Genomic DNA, 11,907 nt, shown 5'->3' on the forward strand with positions numbered 1-11,907 from the left:
AGTCCGAGATGTCCATGTTCACCAACCCGTTCTCGCTGAAGTCCACGCTGCGCCGCTGCCTGTGCGGACGCCATGCGAGCGCCGAGGAGCATGCGGCGGCGGAACGGGCGGCATCCCTCTCGGACGAGCAGCGCTATACGGAGGTGGTGGCCTCCGGCCTGATGCGGGCGCTGTTCCCCAACGACCTGAAGCGCCGCGCCTTCCTGAAGGCGGTGGGCACCACCTCCGCGGCCGCGGCGCTCAGCGCCTTCTTCCCCCTCGGCACCGCGACGGAAGTCTTCGCCCAGGCAGGCAAGCCGGAGAAGACCGACCTCAAGGTGGGCTTCATCCCCATCACCTGCGCCACCCCCATCATCATGGCCCACCCCATGGGCTTCTATAAGAAGCACGGCCTCGACGTGGAGGTGGTGAAGACCGCCGGCTGGGCGGTGGTGCGCGACAAGACCATCAACAAGGAATACGACGCCGCCCACATGCTGGCGCCCATGCCGCTCGCCATCTCCCAGGGGCTGGGCTCGAACCCCATCCCGTTCGTGGCGGCGGCGATCGAGAACATCAACGGCCAGTCCTTCACGCTGGGCATCAAGCACAAGGACAAGATGGACGTGAAGTCGTGGAAGGGGCTGAAGTTTGCCATTCCCTACGACTTCTCCATGCACAACTACCTGCTGCGCTACCTGCTGGCGGAGAACGGCATCGATCCCGACACCGACGTGCAGCTGCGCGTGGTGCCGCCGCCGGAGATGGTGGCAAACCTGCGCGCCGAGAACATCGACGGCTTCCTCGCCCCCGACAACGTGGCCCAGCGCGCAGTGTTCGACGGCGTCGGCTTCATCCACTCCCTGTCGAAGACCATGTGGGACGGACATCCCTGCTGCTCGTTCGCGGCCAGCAAGGAGTTCATCTCCACCATGCCCAACACCTATGCGGCGCTGCTGCGGGCCATTGTCGACGCCACCGGCTATGCCTCCAAGGCGGAGAACCGCAAGGCCATCGCCGAGGCCATCGCGCCGGCGGCCTATCTCAACGCGCCGCCCATCGTGCTGGAGCAGGTGCTGGTGGGCAAATATGCGGACGGCCTCGGCAACATCAAGGATGACCCCAAGCGCGTCGATTTCGATCCCTTCCCGTGGGACAGCTTCGCCGTGTGGATGCTGACCCAGATGAAGCGCTGGGGCCAGATCAAGGGCGACGTGGACTATGCCAAGGTGGCCAACGAGGTGTTCCTCGCCACCGACGCGGCCAAGGTGATGAAGGAGATGGGCCTCACCCCGCCCGCCACCACCTCCAAGTCCTTCTCGGTCATGGGCAAGGTGTTCGATCCGGCGAAGCCCGCCGAGTACGTCAGCTCCTTCGCCATCAAGCGGAGCTGAGCGCCATGAAGAGCCTCGGCCTGCGGGCCGGCCTCCTCTCGGTGTTGCTGTTCATCGCTTTCTGCGCCCTCTGGCAGATCGCCGTCACCCCGAGCGCGAGCTCGGGGCCGGCGCTCGACCCGGAATATGCGAAGCTCATGGGCATCACCACCGCGGGCTCCCAATCCGCCATGCCGGGCCCGCTCGATGTGGCGCAGAAGCTGTGGGACAACCTGAAGCGGCCGTTCTACGACAACGGGCCGAACGACAAGGGGCTGGGCCTCCAGCTCCTCTATTCCATCGGCCGCGTGTTCCTCGGCTATGCGCTGGCGGTGCTGGTGGCGGTGCCCACGGGCTTCCTCATCGGCATGTCGCCTTTGGCCTACCGGGCGCTCGATCCGTTCATCCAGGTGCTGAAGCCCATCTCGCCTTTGGCCTGGATGCCGCTCGCCCTCTACACCATCAAGGATTCCTCCCTCTCGGCCATCTTCGTCATCTTCATCTGCTCCGTGTGGCCCATGCTCATCAACACCGCCTTCGGCGTGGGGGCGGTGCGCAAGGAGTGGCTGAACGTGGCGCGGACGCTGGAGGTGGGGCCGTGGCGGCGGGCCTTCACGGTGATCCTGCCGGCGGCGGCGCCCACCATCCTCACCGGCATGCGCATCTCCATCGGCATCGCCTGGCTGGTGATCGTGGCGGCGGAGATGCTCGTGGGCGGCACCGGCATCGGCTACTTCGTCTGGAACGAGTGGAACAACCTGTCCATCGCCAACGTGATCGTCGGCATCCTCCTCATCGGCGTGGTCGGCATGGTGCTCGACCTCGTCCTCGCGCGCCTGCAGCGGCGCGTGACCTTCCCGGAGTGAGCGCCATGGCGGAAGCCGCGACCGATCCCCGCTTCATCTCCATCGAGGGCATCGCCCGGCGCTATCCGGCGGCGGGCGGCGGGTCCACCACCATCTTCGAGAACCTCTGGCTGCAGGTGCCGCGCGGCGAGTTCGTCTGCATCATCGGCCATTCGGGCTGCGGCAAGACCTCCGTGCTCAACATCCTCGCCGGTCTGGAGGCGCCCTCCGACGGCGTGGTGGTGGTGGACGGGCAGGGCATCGCCGGACCGAGCCTCGACCGCGCCGTCATCTTCCAGGGCCATGCCTTGCTGCCGTGGAAGAGCGTGCTCGCCAACGTGGCCTATGCGGTCTCCTCTCGCTGGCGCAAGGCGAAGCGGGCGGAGGTGGAGGAGCGGGCGCGCCGCTTCATCGAGCTGGTGGGGCTCAAGGGCAACGAGCTGAAGCGGCCGGCGGAGCTCTCCGGCGGCATGCGCCAGCGCGTCGGCATCGCCCGGGCGCTCTCCATCGAGCCCAAGATCATGCTCATGGACGAGCCCTTCTCGGCCCTCGACGCGCTCACCCGCGGCACGCTGCAGGACGAGGTGCGGCGCATCTGCAAGTCCACCGGCCAGACCGTGGTGATGATCACCCACGACGTGGACGAGGCCATCTACCTCGCCGACAAGATCGTGCTCATGACCAACGGTCCCGAGGCCATGATCGCCGAGGTGGTGGAGAACCCTCTGCCCATGGAGCGGGCGCGCGACACCATCCATCGCGAGCCGGACTATTACACCGTCCGCAACCATCTGGTGGACTTCCTGGTGGCGCGCAGCCGCACCTTCCGCGCCGAGATGCCCGCCGGCTACGACCCGCGTCATCCGCCGGTGGTGCGACTGAAGGCACCGCCCGAGCCGCCGCCGGACAACACCATTCCCTTCCCCGCCGTGGCCCATTCCGCCCTCGGCAAGGGGCGCGACTAGCCCCCGCCGCGGCCTTGGCCCGCCAGACGAACAAGAGTGGAGAGCAAAAGACCATGAAGCGCGAGCAACTCACCGAGAAGATCCTCGACATCAAGCGCGAGAAGGGGTGGACCTGGAAATACATCTGCGACGAGATCGGCGGCATGTCGCCGGTGCTGGTGGTGGGCGCGCTGCTGGGCCAGATGAAGCTGGTGAAGCCGCTGGCGAAGAAGGCGGCGGAGCTGTTCTCCCTTTCCGACGTGGAAGAGCGCATGCTCAACGAGGTGCCCATGCGCGGCGCCGGCACCCCCATGCCCCCCACCGACCCGCTAATCTATCGCTTCTACGAACTGGTGATGGTGAACGGCCCGGCCTGGAAGGCGCTGATCGAGGAGGAGTTCGGCGACGGCATCATGTCGGCCATCGACTTCAACATGGAGATGGTGCGCGAACCCAACCCCAAGGGCGACCGGGTGCAGATCACCATGTCCGGCAAGTTCCTGCCCTATAAGTATTACGGCAACGAGCAGGGCATCCCCGACTACGGCTTCAAGGAAAGCTGAGACGCTTCGCCCCCCAGGCGGGCGCCAAAAGAAAACCCCGCCGGTCGCCCGGCGGGGTTTTTCATGACGGACGGCGCTGGCGCCTATTCGTTGAACAGGGCCGGCTGCTCGGGGGCCGGGGCCTCGGCGGCGCCTTCGGTGGCACCCTCTTCGGTCGCCCGGGTGCGGAAGCGGCGGCGGCGGCCGCGCCGGGCGTCGGTACCCTCGGTTGCCTCGGCCGTCTCTTCGCGCGGAGCTTCCGGGGCCTCGACCGGGGGCGCCTCGACGCGGGGTGCCTCGCTGCGGGGGGCTTCCGAGCGGGGGGCTTCCGTGCGTTCCTTGGTGATGGCCGGCGCACCGGTGATGAAGGAGGGGAGGCCCAGATCCTGCTCCTCCTCGCGCGGCGCGCGGGCGGGGCGGGGTGCCTCGGCGTCCTCGCCGCGGGTGGCACGGGCGGCGCGGGGCGTAAAGCCCTCGCCATTCTCGTCCCGGTTGCGGCGGCGGAATTCGCGCGGCTCGCGCTGTTCCCTCGGCTCGCGCGTCTCGCGTGGCTCACGGGTCTCCCGCTGCTCGCGGGGCTCGCGCGCTTCCCTCGGCTCGCGCGTCTCGCGCACGTCGCGGGCTTCGCGCGGCTGGTAGCTCTCGCCGGTCTCTTCATCGCGGTTGCGGCGGAAATTGCCCTGCCGGCTCTCGCGCGGACCGCGATCGTCGCGCGGTGCGCGGTCCTCTCGGGGCCCGCGGTCGTCCCGCAGGGAGCGCTCCTCGCGCTGGCCACGGTCATCGCGCATGCCGCGATCATCGCGTTGGCCACGGTCGTCCCGCTGGCCGCGATCGTCACGCTGGCCCCGGTCGTCGCGCATGCCACGGTCATCCCGCTGGCCGCGATCGTCCCGCATGCCGCGGTCGTCGCGATTGTCGCGCGGCTGGTAGCCCTGGTCGCCCCGGGCGAAGGAGGGCTGCGGCGCGTCGAGGGCGGACACGTCGTCCATGTCCTCGTCGTCCATGTCGTCGTCCCGGCCGAAGCCGTTGGCCGGCGCGAACTGGCCCTGGAGCGAGGCGATCAGGCGAAGGTAATGCTCCGCATGCTGGAAATAATTCTCAGCCGCCACGTGGTCGCCGGACGACTGGGCGTCGCGGGCGAGCTGCTGGTATTTTTCCGCGATGTGGTGGGCCGTTCCACGCACCTTCACGTCCGGCCCGTTCGATTCGTACACCCGCGTCAGAGGGTTCGAGCTGCGGCGGTTGTTGTTGCGGCCGCGCATGCGCTTCTGCTGACCATTTCTCATATGGATCGTTCTCTACTCGCCCGGCGTTCACGCCGCCGTCTGCGCCCGGTCGCCGTGCGCCGGTTGAACCCGAAACCGCCGGGCCTGTTGCCCCTGCCGCGCGGACCTCAAGGTCCGTTTGCTCGCTCCGCAGGGAATGAATGCCAGCCGCGCGAGAGCCGCCTGCGTCGGCGCCTGCCGTGCTGGTCCGTAAAAGAAGTCCGTCAAGAAGTCTGGATCAGTTCGATCATCGCGCCCTGTCCCGTGCCCCCCAGCACGGCCGTCACACGAGACGCCGAGGCGCACGGCCCCCAAGCGTTCAACACCGTGAAACGATCGAACCGCGGGATCACGGCGCGAGCGCCGCCATCGCGCGCTCTGCGTTGTCGCATCCCCAGCACCCGAAACATCCGTTTGAGATTTCGGAAGCCCGCATCGGCCCTCTGGACCAGCGCTCCGGTTCGATTCCTGCAAACGACAGTAGCCATTTCCCACTAAGGTTCCAAGCGTTTTTTATCGCCCGCCCAAGGTCGCGCCTGATCCCCGATCAGGGTCGGCGGGCGCACAGCGCGCGCGCGACACCCCCAAGGTCCGCCCGGGCCGGCCCGAGGAGCGTCAATCCCGCCCCCTCAACCAGCGCGGCAACCTGAGGTTCCTGCCCGGCCCCAAGTTCCAGCACAGCGATGCCGCCGGGGGCGAGGAGGCGCGGCAGATCGGCGCTGATGGCGCGATAGGCTGCAAGTCCGTCGTCGCCCGCCACCAGAGCGAGCGGGGGGTCATGCAGGCGCACCTCCGGGGCGAGGGCGGCCATCTCGTCGGCGCGGATATAGGGCGGGTTGGACACCACCAGATCGAAGCCGCCGCCAAGGGCGGTGCCCCAATCGCCCACCGCGATCATCCCGCGCCCGGCAAGGCCGTGGCGGGCGAGATTGTCGCGGGCGGCGCGGGCGGCATCCTCCGAGCGGTCGATCCCGATGCCGGTGGCGGCGGGAAATTCTACCAGGAGGGCGGCGAGGAGGGCGCCGGTGCCGGTGCCGAGGTCGAGCAGGCGCAGGGCCCGGCCGCGCTCTGGCAGGAGGGCGAGGGCCGCCTCCACCAGCGTCTCGGTGTCCGGGCGGGGCTCCAGCGTGTGGGGCGAGAGGCGGAACGACAGGCTCCAGAACTCCCGCTCGCCCAGGATACGGCCCACCGGCTCGCCGCCGATGCGCCGGGCGAGAAGGGCATGCGCCGCAGCGGACGCGGCCTCGGGAACGGCGCTGTCGCTGCGGCCGAGCAGATCCCCCGGGGCGCAGCCGAGGGCGAAGGCCAGCAGCAGCCGCGCGTCCAGCTCGGGGCTATCCACGCCGGCCGCCGCCAGCGCCGCCGTCATCTGCCGGCGCAGGGCACCGAGAGTGGGCGCCTCAGCCACGGGCCGGCCGCGGGCGCCGGGGCATCCTCACGCCTCCTCGGCGGCGGCGAGCAGCGCCGCCTGATGCTCGGTGAGGAGGGGGCCGATGATGTCGTCGAGGGCGGTGCCCGCGATGACCTCCTCCAGCCGGTAGAGGGTGAGGTTGATGCGGTGGTCGGTGACGCGCCCCTGCGGGAAATTGTAGGTGCGGATGCGCTCGGAGCGGTCGCCCGAGCCCACCTGCCCCTTGCGGTCGGCGGCGCGGCCGGCCTCCTTGCGCTGGCGCTCGTCGTCCAGCAGGCGGGCGCGCAGCAGGTCCATGGCGCGGGCCTTGTTGCGGTGCTGGGAGCGCTCGTCCTGCACCGCCACCACCGTGTTGGTGGGCAGGTGGGTGATGCGCACCGCGCTCTCGGTCTTGTTCACATGCTGGCCGCCGGCGCCCTGGGCGCGGTAGACGTCGATGCGCAGGTCCGCCTCGTTGATGTCCACGTCCACGTCCTCCGCCTCGGGGAGGACCGCGACGGTGGCGGCCGAGGTGTGGATGCGCCCGCCGGCCTCGGTGGCCGGCACCCGCTGCACCCGGTGGACGCCGCTCTCGAACTTCAGCCGGGCATAGGCGCCCTTGCCGTGGACGGCGGCGATGATCTCCTTGTAGCCGCCCATGGTGCCTTCACTCTCCGAGAGCACCTCGACGCTCCAGCCTTTGTCGGCGGCGTAGCGCGCATACATGCGGTAGAGGTCGCCGGCGAACAGGGCGGCCTCGTCGCCGCCGGTCCCGGCTCGCACCTCCAGGATGACGCCGCGCTCGTCCATGGCGTCCTTGGGCAGCAAAGCGAGGCGGACCGCGGTGACCAAGTCCCCGATCTCGGCCTCCAGCCGCTCCACCTCCGCCTCGGCGAGACTGCGCATCTCGGCGTCGCCGGCGGAGTCCGCCAGCAGTTCGCGTGCGCCGGACAGGTCGCGCTCGGCGCCGCGCAGCGCGCGCACCTGCTCCACCACGGGCGAGAGGTCGGAGAATTCCCGCCCAAGCCGGACGAACTCCTCGCCTTCCGCCCCGCGCGACAGGGCGGCCTCGATCTCCGCGTGACGCGCGACCAATTGGTCCAGTTTGGCGAGGGGCAAGGCGGTCATGGGTCCGGACGGATTGGAGAAAAGGGACGGCCGAAGGCGGCAGGCGAAGACCGTCCGCTAAAGCGGCAGGCCGCAGTCGCGGGCAAACCCCGTGAGGGCGGCGCGCGGATCGGCGGTGCCGGTGCGGTCCTCCAGCAGCGGCATCAGCACCTTGCGGGCGGCCGAGACGTCCACTTCCAGCAGCATGGCCTTCACCGGGCCGATGGCGGCCGGCGACACGGAGAGGGCACGGTATCCCAATGCGGCGAGCGCGATGGCTTCCAGCGGCCGCGACGCCAGCTCGCCGCACAAAGTCACCGGCTTGCCGTGGCGCGCGCCGGCCTCGGCCACCATGCGGAAGGCGCGCAGGGCGGGCGGCGAGAGCGGATCGAAGCGGTCGGCGACCCGCACGTTGGCCCGGTCGGCGGCGTAGAGGAACTGCACGAGGTCGTTCGAGCCCACCGAGAGGAAGTCGGCGCGCGCCAGGATCTCGTCCAGCTGGAAGAGCAGGGAGGGCACCTCCACCATGGCGCCCACATAGACCTTTTCGGGCAGGCCATGGCCGTGCCGGCGCAGATGGGTCAACTCGCGCTCCACCATGGCCCGGGCGCGGTCGAACTCGTCCACCGCCGCCACCATGGGAAACATGACGCGCAGTTCCCGCCCCGCGCCGGCGCGCAGCAGCGCCCGCATCTGGCTGCGCAGCAGGCCCGGCCGGTCGAGCCCGAGGCGGATGGCGCGCCAGCCGAGCGCCGGATTCTCCTCCTCCACCGCCCGCATGTAGGGCAGCACCTTGTCGCCGCCGATGTCGAGGGTGCGGAAGGTGACGGGCCGCTCGCCCGCGGCATCCAGCACCGCGCGGTAGAGCTTCAGCTGCTCGGAGATGCGGGGGAAGGCCGAGGCGATCATGAACTGCAGCTCGGTGCGGAACAAGCCGATGCCCGCCGCCCCGGTCTCGGCGATGTGGGGCAGGTCCACCAGCAGGCCGGCGTTGAGGTGCAGGTCCACGTGCACCCCGTCCTTGGTGACGGAGGGGCGGGTGCGCAGCGCGGCATACTGGGCCTGCCGTCGGGCGCGGTAGCGCACCTTCTCGGCATAGGCCTCCTCGACGTCGCCGGGCGGGCGCAGGTGCACCTCGCCGGCCTGGCCGTCGACGATCACCGGGTCGCCCTGGTCGGCAAGGCCCGCGGCGTTCTCCACCTGGCCCACGGCGGCGATGCCGAGCGCGCGGGCGACGATGGTGACGTGACTGGTGGTGCCGCCTTCCTCCAGAACGAGGCCGCGGATGCGGGTGCGGTCGTAGTCGAGCAGGGCCGCCGGGCTCATGTTGCGGGCGACGAGGATGGCATTCTCCGGCAGCGCCTCCCGCTCGGGGCGGGCACGGCCGGTGAGCTCGCGCAGCAGGCGGTTGGCGAGATCGTCCAGGTCGTGCAGGCGCTCGCGCAGATAGGGGTCCGAGGCGCGCATCATGCGGGCGCGGGTATCCGACTGCACCCGCTCCACCGCGCCCTCGGCGGTGAGGCCGGACAGCACCGCCTCACGCATCTTGTGCATCCAGCCGCGGTCGTGGGCGAACATGCGGTAGGCTTCGAGGATGTCGCGGTGCTCGCCGGCCTTGGAGAGGCCGTCGTCCTCCAGCATCAGGTCGATGGAATGGCGCAGCTTGCCGATGGCGGCGTCGAGCCGGGCGGTCTCCTTCACCACGTCGTCGGCGATGACGTTGGTCACCTTGATGCGCGGCTCGTGCAGCACCACGTGGCCGAGGCCGAGGCCGTCCGCCAGCGCCACGCCCTTCAGGTGAAGCGGCCGGCGCACCGCCGGCTCGGCGCCGGGCTTGGCGAGGGCGGTGAGTTCGCCGGAGGCGATCATCTCCGCCAGCACCATGGCGGTGGTCTGGAGCGCCTCGATCTCCTCTTCCGTATAGGTGCGGCGGGCGCGGTTCTGCACCACCAGCACGCCCAGCGTGTTGCCGCCGCGCAGGATGGGCACGCCGAGGAAGGAATTGTAGATTTCTTCGCCCGTCTCCGGACGGTAGGCGAATTCGGGATGGCCCTGGGCGTCGGACAAGGCGAGGGATTCGGCCTCGCGCGCCACATGGCCGACGAGGCCCTCGTCCACGCTCATGACGGTCAAATGAACCGCATCGCGGTTCAGGCCTTCCGTCGCGTACAGCTCAAGGGTCTGATCGACGCGGAGCACGTAGACCGAGCAGACTTCCGCCACCATATTGGCGGCGATCAGCACCACGATCCTGTCGAGGCGGTCCTGCGCGCTGACCGGCTCCGCCATCACCTCGCGGAGGCGCCGGAGCAGCACGCGCGGACCGCCGAGCGCGCCACGCATCGGCCGCATCCTCAAGAATGAGCGGGTTCAGATCCCGCGGGGCTATCGGTTGAACGGCGCGCCCCCGCGGGTCCGTCCTCAGCTGTCCAGCCCGTATAGCGAATGGAGAGTCCGAACCGCAAGTTCGGTATAGGCCGCGTCGATCAGGAAGGAGATCTTGATCTCCGACGTGGTGATGGCGCGGATGTTGATGCCCCGTCCCGCCAGCGCCTCGAAGGCCTTGGCCGCGACGCCCGCGTGGGAGCGCATGCCGATGCCGATCACCGAGACCTTGGTGACGTCGCCGTTGCCTTCCAGCGCCTGGTAGGCGATGGCGTCCCGCGCCTTCTCGATCACCGCCTTGGCCCGCTCGAAATCGGCGGTGGGTACGGTGAAGGTGATGTCGGTGAAGCCATCGGCCGACACGTTCTGGACGATCATGTCCACATTGATGTGGGCCTCCGCCAGCGGGCCGAACACGGCGGCGGCGATGCCGGGCTTGTCCGCCACCCGGCGGATGGACACCTGCGCCTCGTCCTTGGAGAAGGCGATGCCGGTGACCACCTGCGTTTCCATCTGGCTTGCCACGATCTCCTCCTCGTCGCAGATCAGCGTTCCCGCCTTCTCGACCTCGCGCATCTCCGGCGCGTCCGGGTCCACAAGGCTGGAGCGCACGAAGGTGCGCACATTGTGCACCATGGCGAGCTCCACCGAGCGCACCTGAAGCACCTTGGCGCCCAGCGACGCCATCTCAAGCATCTCCTCGAAGGCGATGCGGTCGAGGCGCCGGGCGCGGGGCACCACGCGCGGGTCGGTGGTGTAGACCCCGTCCACGTCGGTATAGATGTCGCACCGCTCGGCCTTGAGCGCCGCCGCCACCGCCACCGCCGAGGTGTCCGAGCCGCCGCGGCCGAGGGTGGTGAGGCGGCCGGTGGGCAGATGGATGCCCTGGAAGCCGGCGATCACCGCCACCTCGCCGCCGTCCACCGCGGCGCCGAGCCGCTCTCCGTCGATCTCCAGGATGCGAGCGGACCCATGGGCGTCGTCGGTGGAGATGGGCACCTGCCAGCCCTGCCAGGAGCGGGCGGAAAGCCCCATCTCCTGCAAGGCGATGGCGAGAAGGCCGCTGGTCACCTGCTCGCCCGAGGCGACGACGGCGTCATATTCACGCGAATCATAGAGTGCCGAGGCGTCCTTGCACCAGGCCACCAGCTCATTGGTCTTGCCGGACATGGCGGAGACGACGACGGCCACCTTGTGGCCGGCCTCCACCTCGCGCTTCACATGGCGCGCCACATTGCGGATGCGGTCGATATTGGCGACCGAGGTGCCGCCGAACTTCATCACCAGCCGAGCCATCGCTCGTGCCTTTCTTCGCCTTGAGATCCTCGGGAGAACGGGTGCGGCCGGCGTCCGGCCCTTGCCGCGGCTTCAGCCCGGCGTCATTTTCGCCGGCGCGCCGGGCCAAGGCGCGGCAGCGCGCGCGATACGAGGCGGATCATGGTGGCCGAGCGGAACATCCCGAAAGTCCTGCCACGCGGGTTGAAAGGCTGTCGCGCGGCTTTGGGGGGCCTCCATAGCGGCAACCGCGGACGGGAGCAACCGGCCCCGCGCAAATGCCGCGCGCCCTCGCCGGCCAGCGGCGCCTGCGCCATGAGGCGCTTCCTCCTTCCGGGTGCCGCAGCGTGACCGATCCCCTTCCTGTCGATGAAGCCGGCTTCAGCCTGGACCCGCGCCTCGTGGCGGATGGGCCGGCCGCCGGCGACCTGCCGCTCTGTCACCTGCGCCTCGTGGAGGATGCCCGCTTCTTCTGGGTCGTTCTGGTGCCGCGCCGGGCGGGGCGGGTGGAGATCATCGACCTCGTCGCCGCCGACCGCCTGTGCCTCATGGAGGAGATCGCGGCGGTGTCGCAGGTGGTGAAGGCGGCCTCCGGCTGCGCCAAGCTGAACGTGGCGGCGCTGGGCAATATGGTGCCGCAGCTGCATGTGCATGTGGTGGCGCGCAGCCCGGGCGACGCGGCGTGGCCGGGGCCGGTGTTCGGCGCCGGGACCCGCCAGCCGCTGGATGCGGCGGAGCGCACGGCCAGGCTTTGCGCCCTGCGGGACGGCCTCGATCTCGCCTGAGGTGCAGCCTTGCCTCC

The 11,907-nt window shown here is 69.8% G+C and carries 10 protein-coding genes; 5 read left to right on the forward strand and 5 right to left on the reverse strand.

The window, feature by feature from the left end; all coding sequences use genetic code 11:
* Positions 1–8: 8 nt before the first annotated feature.
* From ABLE93_RS14530 to cynS, 4 genes are read left to right on the forward strand one after another with little or no spacing between them, the layout of a single operon-like run.
* Positions 9–1,373: a CmpA/NrtA family ABC transporter substrate-binding protein gene (locus ABLE93_RS14530; RefSeq protein WP_348840550.1), complete on the forward strand. Its 1,365-nt coding sequence runs from the start codon at positions 9–11 to the stop codon at positions 1,371–1,373.
* Between the two features lie 5 nt (positions 1,374–1,378).
* A complete protein-coding gene (gene ntrB, locus ABLE93_RS14535; protein ID WP_348840551.1) occupies positions 1,379–2,218 on the forward strand; it encodes a nitrate ABC transporter permease in 840 nt (279 codons plus the stop codon).
* 5 nt (positions 2,219–2,223) lie between these two features.
* A complete protein-coding gene (locus ABLE93_RS14540) occupies positions 2,224–3,162 on the forward strand; it encodes an ABC transporter ATP-binding protein (protein WP_348840552.1) in 939 nt (312 codons plus the stop codon).
* 53 nt (positions 3,163–3,215) lie between these two features.
* Complete coding sequence (gene cynS / locus ABLE93_RS14545) at positions 3,216–3,704, forward strand: cyanase (RefSeq protein ID WP_348840553.1); 489 nt, start codon at positions 3,216–3,218, stop codon at positions 3,702–3,704.
* 83 nt (positions 3,705–3,787) lie between these two features.
* On the opposite strand, the gene ABLE93_RS14550 is transcribed toward cynS, so the two are convergent.
* From ABLE93_RS14550 to ABLE93_RS14570, 5 genes are all read right to left on the reverse strand, one after another.
* On the reverse strand, positions 3,788–4,969 hold the full coding sequence (locus tag ABLE93_RS14550) for a DUF4167 domain-containing protein (protein WP_348840554.1): 1,182 nt from the start codon (positions 4,967–4,969) through the stop codon (positions 3,788–3,790).
* 526 nt (positions 4,970–5,495) lie between these two features.
* Positions 5,496–6,356 (reverse strand): peptide chain release factor N(5)-glutamine methyltransferase, encoded by an 861-nt coding sequence (gene prmC / locus ABLE93_RS14555; protein ID WP_348840555.1) that lies wholly within the window; start codon positions 6,354–6,356, stop codon positions 5,496–5,498.
* 27 nt (positions 6,357–6,383) lie between these two features.
* Complete coding sequence (gene prfA, locus ABLE93_RS14560) at positions 6,384–7,466, reverse strand: peptide chain release factor 1 (protein ID WP_348840556.1); 1,083 nt, start codon at positions 7,464–7,466, stop codon at positions 6,384–6,386.
* A gap of 57 nt (positions 7,467–7,523) precedes the next feature.
* Complete coding sequence (gene ptsP, locus ABLE93_RS14565) at positions 7,524–9,788, reverse strand: phosphoenolpyruvate--protein phosphotransferase (protein ID WP_348840557.1); 2,265 nt, start codon at positions 9,786–9,788, stop codon at positions 7,524–7,526.
* A 78-nt stretch (positions 9,789–9,866) separates the two neighbouring features.
* Positions 9,867–11,126 (reverse strand): aspartate kinase, encoded by a 1,260-nt coding sequence (locus ABLE93_RS14570; RefSeq protein WP_348840558.1) that lies wholly within the window; start codon positions 11,124–11,126, stop codon positions 9,867–9,869.
* 326 nt (positions 11,127–11,452) lie between these two features.
* Here ABLE93_RS14570 and ABLE93_RS14575 point away from each other — a divergent pair, with 326 nt between their 5' ends.
* Positions 11,453–11,890, forward strand: coding sequence for an HIT family protein (locus ABLE93_RS14575; RefSeq protein WP_348840559.1), 438 nt, complete (start codon positions 11,453–11,455; stop codon positions 11,888–11,890).
* Positions 11,891–11,907: the final 17 nt, after the last annotated feature.

Source organism: Xanthobacter pollutisoli, assembly GCF_040044995.1.
GTDB lineage: Bacteria > Pseudomonadota > Alphaproteobacteria > Rhizobiales > Xanthobacteraceae > Xanthobacter.

What these genes read in the sequence shown, in the direction of transcription:
- ABLE93_RS14530 (WP_348840550.1), top strand. Translation starts at nt 9, where the DNA reads ATGTCCATGTTCACCAACCCGTTCTCGCTGAAGTCCACGCTGCGCCGC.
- ntrB (WP_348840551.1), top strand. Translation starts at nt 1,379, where the DNA reads ATGAAGAGCCTCGGCCTGCGGGCCGGCCTCCTCTCGGTGTTGCTGTTC.
- ABLE93_RS14540 (WP_348840552.1), top strand. Translation starts at nt 2,224, where the DNA reads ATGGCGGAAGCCGCGACCGATCCCCGCTTCATCTCCATCGAGGGCATC.
- cynS (WP_348840553.1), top strand. Translation starts at nt 3,216, where the DNA reads ATGAAGCGCGAGCAACTCACCGAGAAGATCCTCGACATCAAGCGCGAG.
- ABLE93_RS14550 (WP_348840554.1), bottom strand. Translation starts at nt 4,969, where the DNA reads ATGAGAAATGGTCAGCAGAAGCGCATGCGCGGCCGCAACAACAACCGC.
- prfA (WP_348840556.1), bottom strand. Translation starts at nt 7,466, where the DNA reads ATGACCGCCTTGCCCCTCGCCAAACTGGACCAATTGGTCGCGCGTCAC.
- ptsP (WP_348840557.1), bottom strand. Translation starts at nt 9,788, where the DNA reads ATGCGTGGCGCGCTCGGCGGTCCGCGCGTGCTGCTCCGGCGCCTCCGC.
- ABLE93_RS14570 (WP_348840558.1), bottom strand. Translation starts at nt 11,126, where the DNA reads ATGGCTCGGCTGGTGATGAAGTTCGGCGGCACCTCGGTCGCCAATATC.